The organism is Sphingobium sp. TKS, assembly GCF_001563265.1.
Taxonomy (GTDB): Bacteria; Pseudomonadota; Alphaproteobacteria; order Sphingomonadales; family Sphingomonadaceae; genus Sphingobium.
The window spans coordinates 750262-773493 of the sequence record NZ_CP005083.1 but is presented as its reverse complement, the minus strand read 5'-3'; the positions used below and the strand labels follow the sequence as shown (position 1 = coordinate 773493).

Sequence of the window (23232 nt, the reverse complement as noted above, 5' to 3'; positions counted from 1 at the left end):
ATGGAGCATGTCCAGGAAGCATCTCGAAACGGGGGGGGAATCCATGACCAGATGCTCATTTGCCGGGCTTTGCGCCGTCCTTCTGCTCGGCGCCTGCGCCACCACGGCGACCGAACCGCCCTTGGCCCAGCGCATCGCCAACGCCACTCCCGCCGTGAACGTCACGGCACGGGGGGAAACAGCACCCGTCGGCACGGCCAATGCCGATGCGGCGGACGATCCGGCGATCTGGCGCAACGCCGCCGACCCTGTGCAGAGCCTGATCGTCGGCACCGACAAGAAGGCCGGGCTTTATGTCTATGGCCTCGACGGCAAGACCCGCGACTTTCTCGACGCGGGACGGGTCAACAATGTCGACCTGCGCGACAATGTGACGATCAACGGCCGGAACGGCATCCTCGTCGTCGCCAGCGACCGCAATGATGTGACGAATGCCAGGCTCGCCCTCTTCCGCCTCGACCCCGCCACCGCCCGGCTGACGACGCTCGGCAAGGTCGATGCGGGCAAGGGGGAGGCCTATGGCATCTGCCTCTATGGCGCGCCGGAAGCGACCTACGCCTTCGTCGTGCTCAAGGACGGCACGGTGAACCAGATCGCGCTCGAAACCTCGGGCGCCGCGCCGACCGGCAGGATCGTCCGGACCATGAAACTCGGCACCCAGTCCGAAGGCTGCGCGGTCGATGACCGCACCGGCATCCTCTATGTGGCGGAGGAAGATGTCGGCCTCTGGCGCTTCGACGCCCGGCCGACCGGCCCGGCCGCGCCGACGAAGATCGCGGCGGCGGACGGCAAGAACCTTGTCATGGATGCCGAAGGCGTCGCCATCGCGCCCATGGGCGAGAAAGACGGCTATGTCCTCGTCTCCAGCCAGGGCGACAACGCCTATGTCGCCTATCGCCTGAGCGACGACGGCTATGCCGGCCGATTCCGCGTGGTCGATGGCGCCATTGGCGGGTCGGAGGAAACCGACGGCATCGACCTGATGCTGGGGGATTTCGGGCCGAACTATCCCGGCGGGCTGTTCGTAGCGCAGGACGGCCACAACGCCACGGCGGCCCAGAATTTCAAGCTGGTCGCGTGGGACGACATCGCCAGGGCGCTCGGCATAGCCCGCTAAAGGCACCCTCCCTTCGGCGGGGTCGGGGGATGGCCTTTAAGGCCCACCCCCTACTTTCGTCGCCATTGCGCTCCCGTGCCAACAGCGCGACAATCTCCCAAAAGTCCGGGGAGAGTAGGATGCCCATCACAGAAAATTACCGCGCCAAGACCATGACCGCCGCGCAGGCGGCCGCGCTGGTCCCCGACGGCGCGAAGATGGTCGTCGGCCTCGCCGTCAGCTACCCGCCTGCCTTGATGGACGCGCTGGCCGACCGCGTCCGCTCCGGCGACCTCACCAATGGCACGCTCTACTGCATGCTCGCCTGCGCCAGCGCGAGCCAGTCGATCCTCTCGCCCGACCTCAGCGACCGCATCCGCCATGTCAGCCTCTTCCATGGCGGCGTCGAGCGCAACACGGACGCCCTGCGCGCCGGCACCACGCACAATCTTGTCGAGACGCTTCCCGTCCAGTTCCACCAGATTCCCCGCGTCCTGACCGAACATCTTCGCGTCGACACGCTGTTCGTCACCGTCTCGCCAATGGACGCCGACGGCTGCTTCAGCCTGGGCACCAACACCGACTATGCGCTGATGGTCGCGCGCAGCGGCGCCCGGCTGATCGTCGAGGTCAATCCCGCCATGCCCTATGTCCATGGCGACTGCAAAATCCCGCTCTCGGCAGTCACGGCGATCGTGGAAAACCACGCCCCGCTGGTGCAGATCCCGCCCCTGCCGCGCACCGCCAATGACGAAGCGATCGGCGCCATCATCGCGGAGATGGTGGGGGACGGCGCCTGCCTGCAAATGGGCATCGGCGCCGTGCCGGACGCGGTCTGCGCCGCGTTGATGGATCATCGGCAGCTCGGCATCCACACCGAACTGCTCACCCCCGGCCTCGTCAGCCTGATCAAGGCGGGCGTGGTCGACAACAGCCGGAAAAGCATCCATCCGGGCCGCTCGGTCTTCACCTTCGCCATGGGCGACCAGGGGCTTTACGACTTCCTGCATGATAATCCGGCACTGGCGGCGCATCCGGTCGAGCATGTGAACGCACCGCACATCATCGCGCAAAACGACCGGGTGATTTCGGTCAACGCCACCATTCAGGTCGACCTGAGCGGCGCCTGCAATTCCGAATATATGAATGGGCGCCAATATAGCGGCACTGGCGGCCAGCTCGATTTCGTGCGCGGCGCCTATGCGTCGAAGGGCGGCCGGTCGATCATCGCCTGCCACTCGACTGCGGCCAAGGGGACGGTTTCGCGGATCGTGCCCTGGCTCGCTGGGCCGGTGACGACGCCGCGCACCGATACGCATATCGTCGTCACCGAATATGGCTGGGTCGACATGAAGGGCAAGACGCTATCGGAACGCGCCCGCGCACTGATCGGGATTGCTCATCCCGATTTCCGGGAAGAGCTGGAACGGGGCGCGTTTGAGCGGCGGTTGCTGTAGCGCGCTCCAAGAAGAAGGGCGGCAGATCGCTCCACCGCCCCCAATCTCACTTCTTGGCGAACCAGGCCAGCAGCGCGGGCTTGAGCCGTGCCCGCGTCTCGATCCGCGTCTTGATCGCGGCGATGGAGCGATCCACCACCTTGCGCGATTCCGGCGTCAGATACTGGCTCGCATAGCCATCCAGCTTCGTCACCATCGCCGGATCGGCGGAATTGCCGCCCAGCCGCGCGATCGCCTGGGACCGCGCCGACACGTCGATCATCGCCTCATATTGCTGGCGATGCGCCAGCACATAGTCGACCGCCAGCATCGAATGCTCCCCGCCCACGGCGGAGATGATCGCCGCGCTGGTGGTCTTGCCCGGCTCGTCGGTCATGGCGAGGTCGAGCGCCTTGCCCGCCAGCGCCTCATCCTTCGCGACGCCCAGCAGCGCGAAGGTCGTACTCTTTTCAAGGTCCGTCTTCGCCCCATTGGCGAGGCCACGCAGCTTCTCCCAGGTCGCCGCATCGGCATTTTCCGCGATGATCCGCAGCCAGACATTGCGCAGCGGCCCATCCAGCGCCGCCGGATTGCCCGCCAGCGCGGCAAAGCGCTTGTTCGCCTCGGCCACCACGGCCTTGTCGCCCATGCCGCCCAGCGTCGACACCAGCGCCGAACGCAGCACCGGCACCTGCGGATTTTCACCCGGCTTCGCGTCGAAGCCGACGGTCGCCAGCACTGGACTGAGCTTCTTCGAGGCATAGGCCGCGACCCGCGCCTGCGCCGCCTTGTCGCTCTCCAGCATGCTATGCGCGCTGTCGAGATAGCCCGGCACCTCGGCCAGCACGGCTGGGCTGGCATTGACGGGCACGGCGTCGATCAGGTCGAGCGCCAGACCCATGGGCTGGTAGCCGCCCAGCCCCAATTGGAAATTATCCGCCAACAGGCCGATCTGATCCATGGAGGCGAGCTTGGTGAAGTCCTTCGCCAGCGCCTTGACGTTCGTTTCCGGATAGAGCGAGCGATAATAGCCCGTCTGCCCCGCATTGATCACATAAGCGCCGCAACCGGGCAGCGTGACCTGCGCGCTGCCATTGAGGATCAGTTGCTGCTGGGTTCCGCCGATGGTCTGGGCCATGACCGGCACATTCCAGCGAAGCGGCGTCTTGTCCTTGCGATCGCGGCTGAACTCGCCTTGGCTCAGCGACAGCAGGGTCGAACCGCCCTGGCATTGGGCCGAGTCCACCTTCACCAGCGGAATGCCCGGCTGGCTGGTGAAGTCATGCGCGATGCCGACCACGCCCTTGGCGCCCGCGCCCTCGACCGCCTTCCAAAGATCGTCGGTCACGGTGTTCCCATAGGCATGCTGCTTCATATAGGCGCGGATGCCCGAGCGCCACGCATCCTCCCCGGCAAAGCCCTCCAGCATGGTGATGACCGCCTCACCCTTTTCATAGGTGATGTCGTCAAAGGCCTGATTCACCTCATCGACGGTATGGATCTTCTGGAGGATCGGATGGGTCGTCACCAGCGAATCGAGGCTCATCGCGCGCTCGCGGCCGTTGACGCGGGAGAGCAGCATTTCCCATTCGGGGTTCAGCTTGTCCGTGACCTTGGTCGCCATCCAGCTTGCAAAACCTTCGTTCAGCCAGAGATCGTCCCACCAGGCCATGGTGACGAGGTCGCCAAACCACTGGTGCGCCATTTCATGCGCGACGATGGAGTAGATCACCCGACGCGTGCTTTCGGAGGTAAAGCGCGGATCGACCAGCAGTGCGCGTTCGAAGGTGAAGATCGCGCCCCAATTCTCCATGGCGGAGAAGAACTGGCTCTGTCCCGGCCCGGCGACGTTATCCAGCTTGGGCAGCGGGAAGGGCACGCCGAAATAGTCGTTATAATAAGGCAGGATCGCCGCCGACGCGTCGAGCGCCAGTTGCGCCTTGTCGGTATTGCCCTTGCCGGTGATCACGCCGACTTCGGTCGCGCCTGCTTGTTTTGTGGCGCGCTCCAGCTCGCCCAGGCCGAAGAATAGCAGATAGGAGGACATTTTGGGGGAGGTGCCGAAAGTGACCAGCTTCCTGCCGCCGGCCGCATCGGTGCTGCTCTTGACCGGCATGTTGCTGACCGCAAGCTGATCGGCGGGGATGACGGCGCTCAGGTCGAAGGTCGCCTTGTAGCTCGGTTCGTCGAAGCTCGGCACGAAGCGGCGGGCATCGGGCGCCTCGAACTGGGTGAAGAGGGCACGCTTCGCCTTGCCGTCATTGTCGGTATAGTCGAGCGCGAACAGGCCGTTCGCCTGCGTGTTGATGATGCCCGCATAATCGATGGCGAGCTTGTAGCTGCCAGGCTGGACCGGCTTGCCGAAATCGAAGGTCACGGTCTGCGCATCGGCGTCGACCTTGGCGGTTCCCTTCACCGCCTTGCCCTTTGCGGGGGTGAGCGTGACGCCGCTCACCGTCAGATCGGCGGCGTTCAGCACCAGCGCGGGCATGGCCTGCGCCACGGTGATGTCGATCGTCACCTTGCCGGTGAATTTGAGGTTCGCCGCATCGGGCGTGACCTGAATCGCATAATGGCTGGGCGCGGCGCCACGCGGCAATTGGGTGGTGACGCCGGCAGCGGGGCCGGCAGGCGCCGTCTGCGCCAAGGCCGGCACCGCCATGGCAAGGGGCGCAGCCGCCAGCATCAGCGGAAGAATCTTCGAAAAGGACATGAGGTTCGCAACTCCGACACGTTGGAACGGCGCGGCGAAGGGCGCGCGCCATGATGACAGGGGGATCGGCTGTTTCGGCCTGTCGGTCAAGCCGGGCGTCCCGCCGCCGATGTCGTTGGTCGAATGTTGTTGTCCGTTTGTCAAACAACAGGCCGGGCCGCAAATATCCCGTGCTCCTGCGAAGGCAGGAGCACGATTCTCTTCGGGCGAACTTACCCCCGCCCGCGATAGCCCGGCACATCCTGCGAAGGCAGCCAAAGTCCGGCGGGCGGCTCCCCCGACTGCCAGAACACGTCGATCGGAATCCCGCCACGCGGATACCAATAGCCGCCGATGCGCAGCCAGAGCGGATTCATCTCCACGAACAGCCGCTCCCCGATTCCCACGGTGCAATCCTCATGGAAAGCGGCATGGTTGCGGAACGCCCCCAGGAACAGCTTCAGCGATTTCGATTCGACGATGGTCGCGGCGGGCGCATAGTCGATCACCAGATGCGCGAAATCCGGCTGCCCCGTCACCGGGCAGAGCGAGGTGAATTCGGGCGCGGTGAAGCGCACCAGATAGGGCTTTCCCGGCCTGGGATTGGGCACATAGTCCAGCACGGCGTCTTCGGGACGTGCGGGCAGGGCACTGGTCTGGCCCAGATGGAGCGGAGTCGGCATGTCAGTCATGGGCAGGCCATCTACGCGATTGCACGGCATATGTCATCGCCCAGCAACCTCTGGTCTCCTCTCTTGCCTTTCGTTCATGGCGGGTTCACTGGGGCTTATGCCTTGGCTGCGACCCATGGGGTTCCGTTTCTCGCTTCTGTTCGCCACGCCACTGATGCTGGCCACGTCCGCCCTCGCCCAGCAGGAAAACGCCGCCGATCCGGTCTTCAACCTGCCGCGCACGACGCAGCCGCAAACGACCAATCCCAACCGGCAAGGCCCGGAACTCGACGTCTTTCGCGGCGCGCCCGCGACGGTGACGCCGCCTCCGATCGTCGCCCCGACGATCCAGGTGCCGCCCGCCGTCATTCCCACGCCGCAGCCTGCGCCCCAGCAGCCGCAGCAACGCCGCCCGGCCGAACCCCAACGCGCGCCTCGACCGGCGCCTCAAAGCCAAACGCCGCCCGAGAGCGCCGCGCCCGGCGAACCCATATCAGCACCCCAGGCGGTCGAGAACCAAGCCCTCCCGCCCGCCGACAATGGCGCAACTCCTGCACCTCAAGTGGCTCCGCTGGCGCCCGCGGAAGAGCCCGCCGCCAACTGGCGCTGGATCGCCGTCGCAGCCGGTGTCGCCCTGCTGATCGGCGCCTTCCTCTGGCTGCGCCGCCGCAAGCCGGAAGAGGTCGAGGAAGCCTATTACGAACCCGAACCAGCCCCCCCGCCGCCAGCGCCCCGGCCCGCGCAGCCCAAGGCGGCTCCCGTCCCTCCTCCAGCCCCGGCCAAGCCAGAACCCGCGCCCGCCGCCACCGACCGCCCCTGGCTTGACCTCGCCATGGACGTGCAGGCCGCCCGCCTGACACTCATGGGCGCAACGATCGGCTACATGCTGACGCTCCACAACCGGGGCACCCAGACAGCGGAGGACATTCTCGTCCGCAGCCTGATCGCGAATGCCGACGCGCAGCAACAGGCGCTGTTCCAACAGTTTTTCGCGGGCGAAACCGGGCTTCCCGTCCATTCCATCGTTTCGATCGCACCGGGCGAGACGCAGAAGCTGACCGGCGAGATGCGGCTCAACGCCCAGGAAATTGCAGCGGTCCAGATGGGCCAGCGCGCCCTTTTGATCCCGCTGATCGCCTTTGACGCGCAATATCGCTGGACGGGCGGCAGCGAAGGAATCGGCCGCACCGGCCGCGCCTTCATCGTGGGCGAGGAACAATCGCCGCCGGTCGAACGCCTCTCGCCCTTCCGCCTGGACCTTGGCCCGCGCCAATATCGCACCCCCGGCAGCCGCGCGACCGCGCTTTCCCTCGCCAGCTAAGGTCGATCGGCCCTTCCCACCTTCGCCTGCCGATCCTAAAAAGGAGGCAAGCACAGAGGAAAAGGCCGCATGAACATATTGGTATCCACCGACTGGCTGGCGAACGAGCTGGGCAAACCCGACCTCAAAATCGTCGATGCCAGCCTTTTCCTCCCCGGCACCCCCCGCGACCCGAGGGCCGAGTTCGAAGCCGCCCATATCCCCGGCGCGGCCTTTCTCGACCTGCCGACGCTGGCCGATCCGGACGATCCGCGCCCCGGCATGCTGCCGACCGACGCCTTCATGACCGAGCGTTGCCGGCAGCTTGGCATAGACGCCGACAGCCGCATCATCGTCTATGACAACAGCCCCACCCACAGCGCTGCGCGCGGCTGGTGGATGATGCGCCTCTTTGGGCTGGGCAAGAGCGCCGCGATCCTTGACGGCGGCCTCGTCAAATGGCTGGCCGAAGGACGCCCCACGGAAAGCGGCATTCCCACCCCGCCACGCGGCAATGCCATCGCCCGCCGCGCCCCCGGCCAGGTGCGCACCAAGGAAGACCTTCTGGCCAATCTCGAAACCCAGTCCGAACAGGTGCTCGACGCCAGGGGCGCGCCGCGCTTCACCGGCGAGGAAAAGGAACCCCGGCCCGGCATGGCGTCGGGCCATATCCCGCACAGCCGCAACATCCCCTCTTCCGCCTTCTACAATGCCGACAACAGCATGAAACAGGGCGAGGAGCTTCGTCGCCTCTTCCTCGACGCGGACACGGATTTTGCGCGCCCGATCATCACGAGCTGCGGCAGCGGCGTGACGGCGGCGATCATCCTCTCTGGGCTCGAACTGCTCGGCAAGACCGACGTCACCCTCTATGACGGAAGCTGGTCGGAATGGGGTCTGGACCCCGCCACGCCGAAAGCGACAGGCGCCGCATGAGCAAGGATCGCAAGCCCCTCACGCAACTGGCGCAGGCCGGACGCAAGCCCGAATGGACCGGCATGCCCGGCCAGCCCGGCGGCATCGTCAGCCCTCCGGTCTGGCGCGCGTCGACCATCCTCTATGACGATGTCGCGCATCTGCGCAGCGCGGCGGGCCGCAGCACACACGAGCGCCTGTTCTACGGCCGCAAGGGCACGCCGACGTCATGGAGCCTGGCCGACGCCCTCACCGAAATGGAGCCGGGCGCCGAAGGCACGATGCTCTATCCTTCGGGCGTCGCGGCCATCGCCTGCGCGCTGATGGCGGTGCTGAAGCCCGGCGACCAGTTGCTGATGGTCGACAGCGCCTATGATCCGACCCGCAATTTCTGCGAACAGATGCTCCGCCCGCTCGGCATAGAAACGGTCTATTACGATCCGACCGTCGGAGCGGGAATCGCGGACCTCATCACCGACGCGACTCGCGCCATTTTCATGGAAAGCCCCGGCAGCCTGACCTTTGAGGTGCAGGACGTCCCCGCCATCGCCGCCATAGCGCGGGAAAAGGGCATCGCAACTCTGATCGACAATACCTGGGCCACGCCCTATTTCTTCCCCGCCCTGGCCCATGGCGTCGACATCAGCATCCTCGCCTGCACCAAATATATTGTCGGCCATAGCGATGTGATGATGGGATCGGTGACGGCCAGCCCGGCCTTCTTCCCGAAAATCCGTCAGGCCGCCTATCTGTTCGGCCAGATGGCCAGCCCCGACGATGCCTGGCTCGCCGCACGTGGCCTGCGCACATTGGGCGTGCGTCTGAACCAGCATCAGGTGAGTGCGCTCCAGATCGCGCAATGGCTGTCTAAGCAGCCCGATGTCGCCCGCGTGCTGCACCCGGCCCTGTCTTCCTGCCCCGGCCACGACCTCTGGCGACGCGATTTCACTGGCTCCAGCGGGCTGTTCAGCTTCGTCCTCAAGGGCGGCGACGAACAATCCCGCGCCGCCCTGATCGACGGCCTCGCCCATTTCGGCATCGGCTATAGCTGGGGCGGCTTTGAAAGCCTCGCGCTGCCGGTCGACCCGGCCCGCTACCGCACGGCCACCGTCTGGCAAGCCGAAGGCCCCGCCGTCCGCCTGCAAATCGGCCTGGAAGACCCCGACGACCTGATCGCTGATCTCGACGCGGGCCTCGCCCGCTTCCGGGCCGTGCGCGGATGATGCCGGGCCTGCCCGAGCTGCTGTCCCGGCTGCCCGGTGATCCCGCCATCGTTCATCCCCTGATAGCGCTGGCGCTGGCCGTCGCCCTCTATCTGGTCGCTGGCGCCGTCTCCCGCTTCGCCTCGCCGCGGCTGCGCCGCCGCTTCCGTGGCTTGGGCGAAGCGCTGGCGGGGCATTTGCGGCCAATCCTGCACCATATCATCGCCGCCGCCATGATCGCGGTCGCCGTCGCCTTCTGGCCGATCGGGGATTTCGCGCATCTCATCCTGGGCGCGGCGCTTGCCCTGTCGCTTTCGCTGCTTGCCGTGCATATCCTGCGCAGCCTCGCCATAGCGCGCCTCGCCGTCCTGCCCATCGCCCTGCTGCTCTTCGTCATGGTCCTTTCGGGCAGCAGCGGCGGCTTTGCCCCGGTGGCCGACATGCTCGACGGCGTCGGCCTCGACCTCGGCAAGCGGCGCGTCACCCTGCTCGGCCTGGTCAGCATGGCCGCCATCTGCGTCGCGCTCTTCGCCCTGGTGCGCCTGACCAACCGCATCGTCGGGCGCAGCATCACCCGCGCCCATGGCCTGGACGCCACGCAAAAGCTGCTGGCCCAGAAACTGGCCGCCATCGTCGTAGTCGTCGCCGCCTTCTTCATCGGCGTCGACCTGCTCGGCATTGACCTCACCGCCTTCGCGGTCTTTTCCGGCGCGCTGGGGCTGGCGGTCGGCTTTGGCCTGCAAAAGACCTTCGGCAACCTGATCGCCGGGATCATCCTGCTGATGGACCGTTCGATCAAGCCGGGCGATGTCATCGTCGTGGGCGACAGCTTCGGCTGGGTGAACAAGATCGGGGTGCGCGCTGTGTCCGTCATCACCCGCGACGGCAAGGAACATCTGATCCCGAACGAGAATCTGATGACGCAGGAGGTGGAGAACTGGTCCTATTCCGACCGCAATGTCCGCGTCCGCATCCCCGTCGGCATTGGCTATGACAGCGATCTCAAGCTTGCGCAGGAACTGATGCTCCGCGCCGCGCAGGAAAGCCCCCGCGTGCTGCGCAGTCCCAAGCCCAATGTCTGGCTCACCGCCTTTGGCGAGAACCGCGTCGAACATGACATATTGGTGTGGATCAGCGACCCGGAAAGCGGCGTGGGCAATGTGAAGTCCGATGTGTTGGGCCGGCTGTGGCTGCTGTTCCGCGAGCATGGCATCACCATCCCCTATCCGCAGCGCGTCATTCACGCGCCCCGCGATGTCACGCCGCTGCGATAGCCGCTTTCCCGCGACAATTACGGCGAAAAGCGCGCGAAACGCCGCGCAGCGCCATAATCATGCCTGATTTTGTTGCAGGCCAGCAACATTGAAGAAGCAAACGACACGCAACGGCAATAAATTCTTGTGCGCCGCAACGGGGAAAGGCATTTCCTCAATCGTTGAGGCAACCCGGTCCATCCCGTGCAGGGCGATAGAGACTTGGGACCATGACGCAGGCGGGACGATCGCAGATAACCATCAAGGGGAAACCATATGCGTAAGTCCATTCTCGGCCTATCGGCCCTCGCTTTGGCTGCCGCCGTGTCGGCACCGGCCTTCGCCCAGGATGAGCCCACTCCGGCGCTCACCGTCACCGGCAATGCGGCTGTCGTCACCGACTATCGCTTCCGCGGCATTTCGCAGACCGACAAGCGCTTCGCGCTGCAGGGCGGCATCACCGTGACCCATGAATCGGGTTTCTATGTCTCGGTTTGGGGTTCTTCGATCGATGATTATGTCTACAATGGCGGCGACCAGGAACTCGATCTGATCGCTGGCTATTCGAAGACGGTCGGTGCGGCCACCTTCGACGCAGGTGTGCTGTACTACTACTATCCCGGCACCGGCGGTATCAATTCCGACTTTTTCGAACCCTATGCCTCGGTCAAGGGTACCTTCGGCCCGGCAACCGCCAAGCTGAGCGCTGCCTATGCGCCAAAGCAGGCCGCGATCGGCCTTGGCAGCCAGATTCCTGGCGGCGGCCCCAAGGAAGACAATCTGTACGTCGCCGGTGACCTGTCGGCCAGCATCCCGAACACCCCGCTGGGCGTGTCGGCGCACCTTGGCCACAGCTTCGGTCCCAGCTACCTGACCATCGGCAAGGAATATACCGACTGGAACGTCGGCGCGACCTATACCTGGAGCCACCTGACCTTCGGCGTCTCCTATGTCGACACCGACAAGTCGCTCTACAGCCCCAGCGGCCGCAACATCAGCAAGGCCGGTGTGGTCGGTTCGATCACCGCATCCTTCTGACAAAGTGATTTCGAAGCGGGGGAAAGCTGGCTTGCCCCCGCCGACTCGGAAATCACGACAGGCAGACGTCTGAAAAGTCATGAAAGGGGCCGCGATCCATTGGGTCGCGGCCTTTTTCTTGTCCTTTGCGGGTCGCCTGAGCGCGGGCCTCGCCCTATAGTGGCCACATGAACGCCCTGCTGCTCGCCCTGATCTTCCTCGCCACGGTCGCCGCGATGGAGGGCTTCGCCTATCTCATGCACCGCTGGGTGATGCATGGGCCGGGCTGGTTCCTGCACGCCAGCCACCACCGGGAGCGTCCCGGCCGGTGGGAGGCGAACGATCTCTATTTCGTGATCTTCGCCATGCCCTCGATCCTGCTGCTGCTGGGCGGCGTGCAATGGCATTGGGGCGATTGGGCGACGGCGGTTGGCGCAGGCGTGGCGGCCTATGGCGCCATCTATCTCGGCTTCCACGACATCATCGTCCACCGCCGTGTCGCGCACCGCTATGTCCCTCGCTCGGCCTATATGAAGCGGATCGTCCAGGCCCACCGCCTGCATCATGCGGTCGAGAGCAAGCAGGGCTGTGTCAGCTTCGGCTTCCTCGTGGCGCCCCGCCCGGAAGAGCTCAAGCGCGAACTCGCGGCGAACGGCAAGGCTGGCCTGCGCGCGGCGAAGGGTGGTTTGAAGGGTTGAGGGGGGTGAATAGGGGACGGTCTACTTGCGCCGTTTCCTTGGAACGCATCGTGCTCCTGCGAAGGCAGGAGCCCAGTTCCCGCGCTGCGATGATCCACAAACGGCGGGACTGGGTTCCTGCCTTCGCAGGAACACGGATGCGCTTAATGGCGGAAAATGGCCAAAACTGGCCATCCATTTCAGCAACCGGACAGCCCTGAAAACCTCAGCGGCTCCATCGCGCCCAGATCGCGGTCGGCAGCATCAGCCCGCGGGCTTCCTCACGCACCGCCAGTTCGCCCGCTTCCACCGTACCGGGCAGATCGGCAAAGGCTTGGCTCAACAATTCCCCGATCGCCAGCGCCGACATCCGGACCGCATAAACCGTCAGGAACAGAAAGCGGCTGTCCTCATCCAGCAACTGCCGGCAATTGGCGATGAGCCCCGGCAGATCTTCTTCAAGCCGCCAGACCTCGCCATCCGGCCCGCGCCCATATTTGGGCGGATCGAGCAATATGCCGTCATAGCGCCGCCCCCGTCGCACTTCCCGCGCCACGAACTTGGCCGCGTCATCGACGATCCAGCGGACCGGCCGGTCCTCCAGCCCCGATAGCGCCGCATTGGCCCGCGCCTGCGCCACCGACTTCTTGGAAGCGTCGACATGCACCATCTGCGCACCCGCCGCCGTCATCGCCAGCGTGCCGACGCCGGTATAGCCGAACAGGTTCATAACCTGAGCCTGATCTTTCCCGGCGATCTTGCCGCGCATCCAGTCCCAGACCGGCGCCATATCGGGAAAGAAGCCCAGATGGCGGAAAGGGGTGCAACTCGACTGGAACGTCACCTCGTTCCAGTGCAGCGGCCAGCCCTCGGCCGGCACGGGCCGCTCATAGAACCAGCGGCCGCCGCCTTCCTCATCGGAACCGGGAATGAATTCGCCGTCCGCCATCCAGTCGTCCTGCGCCGGCGCCCACATGGCCTGCGGCTCGGGCCGGATGAAGCGGAAGCGGCCATAGCGCTCCAGCTTGCGCCCATGGCCCGAATCGATCAGGCCATAATCGGCCCAAGGCTCGCCTATGAGGGTCTGAAGGTCCAAGCCTCAGCTCCTCGGCGTCGCCCGCTCCGCGACATAGGCGGTGACCGCGTCAAAGGTGCCGGGCAGCTTGGCATAGGCCTCTTCCCGCGCGAACAGGTCGCCCACGCGCGAGGGCAGCGAAGGACGGATGCCCGTGGCGCGCTCGACCGCCGTGGGGAACTTCGCCGCATGCGCCGTCGCCAGCGTGACCACAGGCACCGCCGGATCGAGATCGATCGCCCGCGCCGCCGCCAGCCCGACCGCGCTGTGCGGATCGATCACCTGCCCCGCCGCGTCATAGGCCCAGCGCATCGCCATGGTCATGCTGTCGGCATCGACCCGGGCGGAAGTGAAGAGCGCCGACGCGCCGTCGCGCTGCGCATTGGTGAGGCGCATCGCCTTGCTCGCCTCGAAACCCTTCATCTGTTCGGCCAGCGCCTTGCCGTCGCGCCCGCCCGCATCGAACAGCAGCCGCTCGAAATTGGAGCTGACCTGGATGTCCATGCTGGGCGTCGCGGTCGCCACGACCTGACCCTGGCTATAATCGCCTTCGGACAGTGCGCGATGGAGGATGTCGTTGACATTGGTCGCCACCATCAGCTTCGCGACCGGCAGCCCCATCTTCGCCGCGACATAGCCCGCGAACACATCACCGAAATTGCCGGTGGGCACGGAAAAGGCGATCGCCCGCTCCGGCGCGCCCAGGCGGACGGCGGCGTAGAAATAATAGACGACCTGCGCCATCAGCCGCGCCCAGTTGATGCTGTTCACTGCCGACAGGTTGAAGCGGCGCGCGAAGGCCGCATCGTTGAACATCGCCTTCACCAGCGCCTGCGCGTCGTCGAAGCTGCCGTCGATGGCGATATTATAGACATTGGGCGCCAGCACCGTGGTCATCTGGCGGCGCTGGACGTCCGACACGCGGCCTTCGGGGTGCAGCATGAAGATATCGATCTTCTCGCGGCCCGCAACGGCATCGATCGCCGCCGACCCGGTATCGCCGGAGGTCGCTCCGACGATGGTCAGATGATCCTCGCGGCGCGACAGGAAGCGCTCGAACAATTGGCCGAGCAGTTGCAGTGCGACGTCCTTGAACGCCAGCGTCGGCCCGTGGAACAGCTCCAGCAGCCAATGCTGGTGGTCGAGCTGCACCAGCGGCGTCACCGCGTCATGGCTGAACCGGCCATAGGCGGTGGTGCATAGCTCGCGCAGTTCCTCCTCGCTGAGCGACCCGGCGACGAAGGGCGCCATGACCCGCACTGCCGTTTCGACATAGGACAGGCCCGCAAGCGCGCGAATATCGTCTGCGGAAAAGCCAGGCCAGCTTTCCGGCAGATAGAGTCCGCCATCGGACGCCAGCCCAGCCAGCGTCACATCCTCGAACCCGAGCGCGGGCGCGCTCCCCCTGGTGCTCACATATTGCATGATGGGGTAGCCCGGTAGCGCTGGACGCGCCTTCGGGCAAGCTTTTAAGGCAGCGGGGTCCGTTTGCGCAGCGCGAGCAGATAGATGACCACCGCGATTGCGGCGAAGAAAAACCACTGCACGGCATAGGCCAGATGGTTGTTGGGCACGTCCGCGGCGGTGGGCGGCGCGAGCGGCTTGAAGCCCGGCACGGCCTCTCCGGCGATCAGCATCGGTCGCAGGGGCATTGCCTTGCCACTGATCCGCGACAGGAGCGAGCGATGATCGGGCTCTTCCCCTATCCACCCGCGCATCTGGCCGCCGCGCCATTGGGGCTTCGCGTCCGGCGTCCGGGCCACGCCCGCGGCCACCAGCACGCCGGGGCCCTCCGCGCCAGTCGCACATTCGGCAATGTAACGGTAGCCGACCGAGCCATCGGCTGCGCGCCCCGCTTCGCTGTGCCAGCGGACCACGCGCAAGCAATGGGTGGACGAGCGACGGAACAACAGTTCGGATGGCACGGGCGGATAAGCGGGAAAGGCGACCGGCGGCTTGCCCGGATTGGAGGCGACCAGATCCAGCATCGCGTCCTTTTCGGCCCGGCGCTGCAATTGCCAGACGCCAAGGGCGATCATCACCAGCACCGCCGCCGCGACGATCAGCGTCGGAATCAGGGGGAAGCGGCGGCTCATGCTTCGCGATCCGGCGGGGTCAGGCGCCCCTCCCGCGCCTTGTTGCGATATTCCAGAATCAGCAACGCGCCCTTGGCCACCCGCAGGCTCCCGATCACGGCGGCCACGGTCAACGGCGTCCAAAGCAAGATGTGCAGCCAGAGCGGAGGGTGGACCTTCAATTCCAATATCAGCGCCATCGCCACCATCAGGGCGCCGATGATCAGGGTCAGAAACGCCGCAGGACCGTCCCCGACGTTGAACTGGCCATAGTCCAGTCCACAGGAGCGGCAAGACGCCGCAAAACGGACCGGCCCCGCAAACAGGGTCTGCGCGCCGCATTGCGGACAAGCGCCCATGGCCGCAGCAGCCAGCAAGGGCTGCGGCGCGGGGGATTGAGGCTCAGGCGATGGCATGGCGTCAGGCATAATGCCCGCTCCTCAAAAAGAAAACGGCCGGAACAGGGCCGGCCGTCATTCGCGTAATCATCAGCGGAAGGATCAACCGCCGTGGACCGGCGCGCCCCAGCCGCCCCAGACATAGATGGCGACGAAGAGGAACAGCCACACCACGTCGACGAAATGCCAGTACCAGGCAGCGGCCTCGAAGCCGAAATGCTGGCGCGGGGTGAAATCGCCCTTATGCGCGCGGATCAGGTTCACCAGCAGGAAGATGGTGCCGATCAGAACGTGGAAGCCATGGAAGCCGGTCGCCATGTAGAAGGCCGAGCTATAGGGGCTGCCGCCGAACGGGAAAGGCGCATGGGCATATTCATAGGCCTGGATTGAGGAGAAGAGCACGCCCAGAATGACGGTCAGCGTCAGCCCCCTCTTCAACCCTTCGCGGTCGCCATGGATCAGCGCATGATGCGCCCAGGTGACGGTCGTGCCCGAGCAGAGCAGGATCAGCGTGTTGAGCAGCGGCAGTTCGAAGGCGTTCATCACCTCGATGCCCTTGGAGGGGAACATGCCCTCGATCGGCGCCAACTGGCTGGGGAAGAGCGAGAAGTCGAAGAAGGACCAGAACCAGCCCACGAAGAACATGACTTCCGACGCGATGAACAGGATCATGCCGTAGCGCAGGTGGAGCTGAACCACCGGCGTGTGATCGCCGGCATGGGCCTCTGCAATGACATTGGTCCACCAGCTATACATGGTGAACAGCACGCCCGCGACGCCGATCAGAAAAACCCAGCCGCCGCCGGCCGGCATCGCATCGGCATGCATCCACATGATCGCGCCGAAAGCCATGACCAGCACCGACATGGAGCCAAAAAAGGGCCAGATGCTGGGCGGAAGAATATGATAATCGTGGTTCTTGGCGCCTGCCATGACGTTTCTCATCCCCGTTCGCGTTATAATTGAGCCTTAGCTTGGCTTTTTATCCTGCTCAACAGGATAGAAGGTGTAGCTGAGCGTGATTTCCTGCGTGTCCTTATTGTCGGCATCCGTCAATATCTTCGGATCGACATAATAGATCACCGGCATGCGCACCTGCTGTCCCGGCTGAAGCGTTTGTTGGGTGAAGCAGAAGCACTGGATCTTGGTGAAATAAGCGCCCGCCTGCAAAGGCGTGACGTTGAAGCTGGCGGTGCCGGTGACCGGCTTGTCCGACATGTTCTTCGCGACGAAGATCGCCATGTTGCGCGCGCCGATCGTCACCGTGCGGGTGTGATGCTCGGGATAGAATTGCCACGGCATGCCCGGCGTCACGTTGGAATCGAAGCGGATCGACACGCGGTGTCCCACCGCTTCGCTGACCTGGACATTCGCGGCGGCGCGCTGCGTGGTGCCGCCAAAACCGGTTCGCTCGCAGAACATGCGATAGAGCGGCACCGAGGCGAAACCGAGACCCAGCATGGCAAGGCCCACGCCCGCCATGGCGATCATCGTCCGCCGATTGCGGCGATCCCGGTCGAAGGGTGAAGGGGGGAGGCTCGCCATCAATGCCCGCCACCGATTTTGGCGATGGTGATCGCGTAAAAGAGGATGACCAGCGCACCCAATAACAGCCCCGTCACGATGGCGCGGGATTTCTGCCGGGCGCGGACCTGCCTGTCTTCTTCTGGAGTCATGCGAACACCCACCGGTCGACGACTACCGCGCCAAAGAGCAGAAAGAGATAGAGGATCGAATATTTGAACAGCCGTCTTTCCGGCGCCATGCGCGCGGGGTCGCTCTCGCGCCGGCGCAGGATCTGAAAGGCCATGATCACGAAGAGTGCGGTGCCCAGCAGAGCGGTTGTTCCGTAAATCGGCCCGGTCAAATGCATCAGCACCGGCGCCATCGCCGCCACCGCCATGATCGCGGTGTAGAACCAGATCTGGCGGCGCGTCACCACTTCGCCGGAGACGACCGGCAGCATGGGAATGCCTGCTGCGGCATAATCCGTCTTCACGAACAGGGCGAGCGCCCAGAAATGCGGCGGCGTCCAAAAGAAGATCAGCATGAACAGGGCGACCGGCAAGGCGCTGATGTCACCCGTCACCGCCGCCCAGCCGATCACCGGCGGAAACGCGCCTGCCGCGCCGCCGATCACGATATTCTGCGCGGTCCGGGGTTTGAGCCAGATGGTGTAGACGAAGACGTAGAATAGGATCGACACAGCCAGCACGGCCGCGGCCAGCCAGTTGGTCGCAATGCCCATGAGCAGCACGGAGAAGAAGGATAGCCCGACGCCGAAATGCAGCGCGGACTGCCGGTCCATCCGGCCCGCAGGCAGCGGACGGTTGGCCGTGCGTTTCATCTTCGCGTCGATGTCCGCCTCATACCATTGGTTGAGCGTGGCCGCCGCGCCTGCACCGAGCGCGATGCAGAGAATCGCCGTGAAGGCCAGAACCGGATGGATGTGACCTGGCGCCGCGAGCAGACCGCAAAGCCCGGTAAAGACGACCAGCGTCATCACCCTGGGCTTCGTCAGCGCGACGAAGTCCCGCCAATGCGCGGGAATCACGGAAGCCGAACCTTCGGACATGATCGGCGTACTTGCCATAGTCTCCTCATGCGGCACCCGGCACGATGACCGCGCCGGGATCGCCCTGTTTCCAGGAATTGGCGGCCTTTACGCCAATCCCGGCGTTCCGGCAAACCGGAACGCCCGTCGTCGCGATCAGTCGATGACCGGCAACGTTTCGAACTGGTGGAAAGGCGGCGGGCTCGGCAGCGTCCATTCGAGCGTGGTGGCGCCTTCGCCCCAGGGATTGCCTTCCGCCTTCTTGCCGGCGACCAGCGACCAGACAAGGTTGACGAAGAAGATCAGCATGCCAACCGCCATGATCTCATAGCCGTGGCTCGCGACCTTGTTCCAATAAGCAAAGGCCTCCGGATAGTCGGGATAGCGGCGCGGCATGCCCGACAGGCCCAGGAAGTGCATCGGGAAGAACAGCATGTTCACGCCGACGAAGAACACCCAGAAGTGCAGATGGCCGAGGAATTCATTGTACATCCGGCCCGACATTTTCGGGAACCAGTAGTAGAAGCCCGCGAACAGGCCGAACACCGCGCCCAGCGACAGCACATAGTGGAAGTGCGCCACCACATAATAAGTGTCGTGCAGCACGTCGTCGACGCCGCCATTGGCCAGCACCACGCCGGTGACGCCGCCCACGGTGAACAGGAAGATGAAGCCCAGCGCCCAGACCATCGGGGTCTTGTAGCTGATCGAACCGCCCCAAATCGTCGCGATCCAGGAGAAGATCTTGATGCCGGTGGGCACCGCGATCACCATCGTTGCGGCGGTGAAGTACATCTTCACATTCACCGACATGCCGGTGGTGAACATGTGGTGCGCCCAGACGACGAAACCGACGACGCCGATCGCGACCATGGCGTATGCCATGCCGAGATAACCGAAGACGGGCTTACGGCTGAAGGTCGAGACGATCTGGCTGATGATGCCGAAGCCCGGCAAAATCATGATGTACACTTCGGGGTGGCCGAAGAACCAGAAGAGATGCTGGTACAGCTCCGGATCGCCACCGCCGGCGGCATCATAGAAGGTCGTGCCGAAATTGCGGTCGGTCAGCAGCATGGTGATCGCGGCGGCCAGAACCGGCAGCGCGAGCAGCAGCAGGAAGGCAGTGACCAGCACCGACCAGACGAACAACGGCATCTTGTGCAGGGTCATGCCCGGCGCACGCATGTTGAGGATGGTGGTAATGAAGTTGACCGCACCCAGGATCGAGCTGGCGCCCGCGATGTGGAGCGAGAGGATCGCCATGTCGACCGCCGGACCCGCCGACCCACTGGTCGAGAGCGGCGCATAGACCGTCCAGCCGGTGCCCGCGCCGTTGCCGGTGCCGCCGGGGACGAAGGTCGATCCGAGCAGCAGGGCGAAAGCCGGGATGAGCAGCCAGAAGCTGATATTGTTCATCCGCGGGAAGGCCATGTCCGGCGCGCCGATCATGATCGGCACGAACCAGTTGCCAAAGCCGCCGATCATCGCGGGCATCACCATGAAGAAGACCATGATGAGGCCGTGAGCGGTGATCAGCACGTTCCAGAGGTGATAGGCCTGATCCAGCGTGGCGCTCGGCCCGTCGCTATACTGCGCCCAGGCCTGGAGATACTGGATGCCCGGCGCGGCGAGTTCCGCGCGCATCAGGCCCGAGATTGCGCCGCCGATGATGCCGGCGACGATCGCGAAGATCAGATAGAGGGTGCCGATATCCTTGTGGTTAGTCGACATGAACCAACGCTGGAAGAAGGCCGGCTTGTGGTCGGCGTCATGATGCTCATGCACATGATCGCCGTGATGATCTGCGGTAATGGTGGTCATGGCGTCTATGCCCTTACATCAAAGCTTGGCGGGGGCGGCGGGCGCGGGAGCCTCGGCCGTGGTCGCTGCGGCAGCGCCCTGAAGCTTGCCGCCCTGCGAAAGCAGCCACTGGTCGAACTGCGCGGGTTCCAGCGCCTCGATCGCGATCGGCATGAAGCCGTGGCGCGCGCCGCAAAGCTCCGAACACTGGCCGTAATAGACGCCCGGCTTCTCGATGGTGAAGCTCTTCTCGTTGAGGCGGCCCGGCACCGCGTCCATCTTCACCCAGAGCGAGGGAACCGCGAAGCTGTGGATCACGTCGGCGCCGGTGATGATCAGCTTGATCGGGCGGCCGACCGGCAGAACCAGGCGATTGTCCGGCGCCAGCAGATAGGGCTCGCCATTCGCCTCCGCCTTGTCCCTGGGCAGCAGGTTGGACACGAATTCCGGAATGGCATTGTCGGGATATTCATAGCCCCAATACCATTGATAGCCGGTGACCTTGACGGTCAGCGCATCCTTGGGCGCGGGCTTGTACTGGTCCGCGAGCAGGCCGATCGAGGGCACCGCGATCGCCAGCAGGATCACCACCGGCACCACCGTCCAGATCACCTCGATCACCGTATTGTGCGAGGTTTTGGAAGGCGTCGGATTGGCGCTGCGGCGGAAACGGACCATCACATAGAGCATCAGGATCAGCACGAAGACCGAGATGATGGTGATGATCGGCAGCAGCAGCACGTCATGCAGCCAGCGCGCTGTGTGGCCGGTTGGCGAGAACTGCTTCTGAAGGGTGATTTCGCCCGGCATCGGCATGCCAATGCCCAGCGTGGGCTTCATGCGCGGCGGGGCGGCCACCTTGGCGGCGGGAGCAGCGTCTGCGGCGGGCGCCGCGGCATTGCTGGCCGAATCGGCGGCAGCAGCCTCATTCCCGGTGGCTGGAGCCGCGACCGCGGCATTCTCCTGGGCCAGCACCGGACCGTTCATCGCGAGCGTGGGCGCGAAGGCCAACAACCCGACAAGAACGAGCGATTTCACCTTTTTCATAGCGTCTTCTTACCCCGTAACCCCTTGGCGCCGCTGCAACGAAGACACACGCATGCACGTCCCCCCGCCCGTTTCGGTCTGCCGCGGCTTATAAGCATCTTTTTTTACGCCTCAAGGTTCCCCAACCAGATTTTCTTCGCTGTTGCAACGCCTAGTTGGTGAGCCTATCTCGCTTCCCGCGCACAGGGGCGCGATCACGGGGTGACTTGTGACAGGGAAGGCATGCCGTCTTGCAAGCCAGCGGACGGCATGGGCGAATGGATCGAAGACACGGATGACCGACGAGGAAGTATTAGCGGAATTCAGGGCTGCGGGCGCGTTGCTGGAGGGGCATTTCATTCTGTCCTCGGGCCGCCGCAGCGCCAATTACCTCCAATGCGCGCGCGTACTGATGAACGCGGAGCGCGCGGGCCGGCTGGCGCGCGCGACCGTGCAGAAATTGCCGCGCGAGCTGCGGCAGGAAATCGACCTTGTGGTTTCGCCCGCCATGGGCGGCCTCATCATCGGTCATGAAATCGGCCGCGCGCTCGACAAGGATGCCGTGTTCCTCGAACGGCCCGAAGGCACATTCGAACTGCGTCGCGGTTTCGCGATCACGCCGGGGCAAAAGGTGCTGATGGTCGAGGATGTGGTGACTACGGGCCTCTCTTCGCGCCAGGCGATCGAAGCGGTCGAGGCCGGAGGGGGCATCGTCCTGGCCGAAGCCGCGCTGGTCGACCGATCGGCCGGCGAGGTGGAATTGGGCGTGCCCTTCTACCCGCTCGTCAGCATCAACTTCCCGGTCTACGATGCCGACCAGATCCCGCCCGAGCTGGCGGCGATCCCGGCGATCAAGCCCGGCAGCCGGAAGCAATAGAGTCTCATGCCCCACTCCCCTTCCCCTTTGCGCCTGGGCGTCAACATCGATCATGTGGCGACCATCCGCAACGCGCGGGGGGGGGCGCATCCCGACCCGGTCAAGGCCGCGCTGCTGGCGGCCAAGGCGGGCGCCGACGGCATCACCGCTCATCTGCGCGAGGATCGGCGGCATATCCGCGATGAGGATATTGCCACGCTGATGGCGGCGCTGACCGTGCCGCTCAATCTGGAAATGGCGGCGACGCAGGAGATGCTGGGCATCGCGCTCAAGCATCGGCCGCACGCCGCCTGCATCGTGCCGGAAAAGCGGGAGGAGCGGACGACCGAGGGCGGCCTTGACGCCGCAGGGCAGATCGAAGCGTTGCGGCCGATCGTCGGCGCGCTGGGCCAGGCGGGCGTCCGCGTCAGCCTGTTCATCGAGCCGGATGCGGCGCAGATCGAGGCGGCGATTCGCCTCGGCGCGCCGGTGGTTGAGCTGCACACCGGGCGCTATGCGCATCTGGAGGGTTCGGAACGGGCCGAGGAACTCCGCCGGCTGGCCGATGCGGCGGCACTGGCTGCCAAAAACGGCATAGAACCGCATGCGGGCCATGGCCTGACCTTCGACAATGTCGGGCCGATCGCCGCCATTCCGCAGGTCGCAGAACTCAATATCGGCCATTTCCTGATTGGTGAGGCGATCTTCAGCGGACTGGAGAGCAGCATCCGCGAAATGCGCCGCCAGATGGATCTGGCCCGTTGATCATCGGCCTGGGCTCCGACCTCTGCAATATCGAGCGAATCCAGAATTCGCTCGATCGCTTTGGGGAGCGGTTCGAGAATCGCGTGTTCACCGATGTCGAGCGGGCCAAGGCCAATCGCCGCCCCTTCACCAAGGCGGGAACCCTCGCCAAGCGCTTCGCCGCCAAGGAAGCCTTTTCCAAGGCCGTCGGCACCGGCTTCAGGAAGGGCGTGTTCATGAAGGATATCGGCGTCGTCAACGGCCCCAGCGGCGCGCCGACGCTGCACCTGACCGGCGGGGCGCTCGCCCGGCTGGATTCGCTGGTTCCGGCGGGACATCGCCCGGTCGTTCACTTGACGCTAACCGACGATCATCCATGGGCACAAGCCTTTGTGATCATCGAAGTTCTGCCGTTATAAACGCAGTGCTTCTTCAGCCGGAA

23 protein-coding genes are annotated in these 23232 nt (G+C 64.8%); 11 read left to right on the top strand and 12 right to left on the bottom strand.

What is annotated here, in order from left to right; all coding sequences use genetic code 11:
* Positions 1–43 precede the first annotated feature (43 nt).
* Together K426_RS03975 and K426_RS03970 are read left to right on the top strand one after the other, a co-directional pair.
* Positions 44–1117 (top strand): phytase, encoded by a 1074-nt coding sequence (locus K426_RS03975; protein WP_066561349.1) that lies wholly within the window; start codon positions 44–46, stop codon positions 1115–1117.
* 119 nt (positions 1118–1236) lie between these two features.
* A complete protein-coding gene (locus tag K426_RS03970; protein ID WP_066554031.1) occupies positions 1237–2553 on the top strand; it encodes an acetyl-CoA hydrolase/transferase family protein in 1317 nt (438 codons plus the stop codon).
* A gap of 46 nt (positions 2554–2599) precedes the next feature.
* Here K426_RS03970 and K426_RS03965 read toward each other — a convergent pair whose 3' ends face one another.
* Both K426_RS03965 and queF read right to left on the bottom strand, forming a co-directional pair.
* Complete coding sequence (locus K426_RS03965; RefSeq protein WP_066561347.1) at positions 2600–5245, bottom strand: M1 family metallopeptidase; 2646 nt, start codon at positions 5243–5245, stop codon at positions 2600–2602.
* 212 nt (positions 5246–5457) lie between these two features.
* Positions 5458–5916 (bottom strand): preQ(1) synthase, encoded by a 459-nt coding sequence (gene queF / locus K426_RS03960; RefSeq protein WP_066554028.1) that lies wholly within the window; start codon positions 5914–5916, stop codon positions 5458–5460.
* Positions 5917–6031: 115 nt separating this feature from the next.
* Here queF and K426_RS03955 point away from each other — a divergent pair, with 115 nt between their 5' ends.
* The 6 genes from K426_RS03955 to K426_RS03930 all read left to right on the top strand — a co-directional run bounded on the left by K426_RS03955 (position 6032) and on the right by K426_RS03930 (position 12280).
* A complete protein-coding gene (locus K426_RS03955) occupies positions 6032–7216 on the top strand; it encodes a hypothetical protein (protein WP_066554026.1) in 1185 nt (394 codons plus the stop codon).
* Between the two features lie 69 nt (positions 7217–7285).
* On the top strand, positions 7286–8131 hold the full coding sequence (locus K426_RS03950) for a sulfurtransferase (protein WP_066554023.1): 846 nt from the start codon (positions 7286–7288) through the stop codon (positions 8129–8131).
* Positions 8128–9333, top strand: a complete 1206-nt coding sequence (gene metC, locus K426_RS03945) for a cystathionine beta-lyase (RefSeq protein ID WP_066561345.1) — start codon at positions 8128–8130, stop codon at positions 9331–9333. The genes K426_RS03950 and metC overlap by 4 nt, the downstream gene beginning before the upstream one ends.
* A complete protein-coding gene (locus tag K426_RS03940) occupies positions 9330–10586 on the top strand; it encodes a mechanosensitive ion channel family protein (protein ID WP_066554019.1) in 1257 nt (418 codons plus the stop codon). Before metC ends, K426_RS03940 begins: the two co-directional genes overlap by 4 nt.
* A 255-nt stretch (positions 10587–10841) precedes the next feature.
* Entirely contained in the window at positions 10842–11603 is a 762-nt protein-coding gene (locus K426_RS03935) for a TorF family putative porin (protein WP_066554016.1), read from the top strand.
* A 167-nt stretch (positions 11604–11770) separates the two neighbouring features.
* A complete protein-coding gene (locus K426_RS03930; protein WP_066554013.1) occupies positions 11771–12280 on the top strand; it encodes a sterol desaturase family protein in 510 nt (169 codons plus the stop codon).
* A 205-nt stretch (positions 12281–12485) separates the two neighbouring features.
* Here the strand turns inward: K426_RS03930 and K426_RS03925 are convergent, their stop codons facing one another.
* The 10 genes from K426_RS03925 to coxB all read right to left on the bottom strand — a co-directional run bounded on the left by K426_RS03925 (position 12486) and on the right by coxB (position 21211).
* Entirely contained in the window at positions 12486–13355 is an 870-nt protein-coding gene (locus K426_RS03925; protein WP_066554011.1) for a class I SAM-dependent methyltransferase, read from the bottom strand.
* A gap of 3 nt (positions 13356–13358) precedes the next feature.
* Entirely contained in the window at positions 13359–14759 is a 1401-nt protein-coding gene (gene thrC / locus K426_RS03920) for a threonine synthase (RefSeq protein ID WP_066554010.1), read from the bottom strand.
* 44 nt (positions 14760–14803) lie between these two features.
* Positions 14804–15430 carry an SURF1 family protein gene (locus K426_RS03915; protein ID WP_066554003.1) on the bottom strand — a complete coding sequence of 209 codons (627 nt, stop codon included), beginning with the start codon at positions 15428–15430 and terminating at the stop codon, positions 14804–14806.
* Positions 15427–15837, bottom strand: a complete 411-nt coding sequence (locus K426_RS03910; RefSeq protein ID WP_066554001.1) for a DUF983 domain-containing protein — start codon at positions 15835–15837, stop codon at positions 15427–15429. Before K426_RS03910 ends, K426_RS03915 begins: the two co-directional genes overlap by 4 nt.
* 72 nt (positions 15838–15909) lie before the next feature.
* Complete coding sequence (locus K426_RS03905; RefSeq protein WP_066553999.1) at positions 15910–16740, bottom strand: cytochrome c oxidase subunit 3; 831 nt, start codon at positions 16738–16740, stop codon at positions 15910–15912.
* A gap of 36 nt (positions 16741–16776) precedes the next feature.
* Positions 16777–17352: a cytochrome c oxidase assembly protein gene (locus tag K426_RS03900; protein ID WP_066553996.1), complete on the bottom strand. Its 576-nt coding sequence runs from the start codon at positions 17350–17352 to the stop codon at positions 16777–16779.
* Positions 17352–17483: a hypothetical protein gene (locus K426_RS32820; RefSeq protein WP_254911587.1), complete on the bottom strand. Its 132-nt coding sequence runs from the start codon at positions 17481–17483 to the stop codon at positions 17352–17354. Before K426_RS32820 ends, K426_RS03900 begins: the two co-directional genes overlap by 1 nt.
* Positions 17480–18400 carry a heme o synthase gene (locus K426_RS03895; RefSeq protein ID WP_066553995.1) on the bottom strand — a complete coding sequence of 307 codons (921 nt, stop codon included), beginning with the start codon at positions 18398–18400 and terminating at the stop codon, positions 17480–17482. Before K426_RS03895 ends, K426_RS32820 begins: the two co-directional genes overlap by 4 nt.
* A gap of 117 nt (positions 18401–18517) precedes the next feature.
* A complete protein-coding gene (gene ctaD / locus K426_RS03890; protein ID WP_066553993.1) occupies positions 18518–20185 on the bottom strand; it encodes a cytochrome c oxidase subunit I in 1668 nt (555 codons plus the stop codon).
* Between the two features lie 18 nt (positions 20186–20203).
* Positions 20204–21211, bottom strand: a complete 1008-nt coding sequence (gene coxB / locus K426_RS03885; protein WP_066553992.1) for a cytochrome c oxidase subunit II — start codon at positions 21209–21211, stop codon at positions 20204–20206.
* A 274-nt stretch (positions 21212–21485) separates the two neighbouring features.
* On the opposite strand from coxB, the gene pyrE reads away from it, so the two are divergent.
* From pyrE to acpS, 3 genes are read left to right on the top strand one after another with little or no spacing between them, the layout of a single operon-like run.
* Complete coding sequence (gene pyrE / locus K426_RS03880; protein ID WP_066553991.1) at positions 21486–22067, top strand: orotate phosphoribosyltransferase; 582 nt, start codon at positions 21486–21488, stop codon at positions 22065–22067.
* Positions 22068–22073: 6 nt separating this feature from the next.
* Positions 22074–22811 carry a pyridoxine 5'-phosphate synthase gene (locus K426_RS03875; RefSeq protein ID WP_066553990.1) on the top strand — a complete coding sequence of 246 codons (738 nt, stop codon included), beginning with the start codon at positions 22074–22076 and terminating at the stop codon, positions 22809–22811.
* Complete coding sequence (acpS, locus tag K426_RS03870; protein ID WP_066553988.1) at positions 22808–23209, top strand: holo-ACP synthase; 402 nt, start codon at positions 22808–22810, stop codon at positions 23207–23209. Before K426_RS03875 ends, acpS begins: the two co-directional genes overlap by 4 nt.
* The last annotated feature ends 23 nt before the right edge of the window (positions 23210–23232 follow it).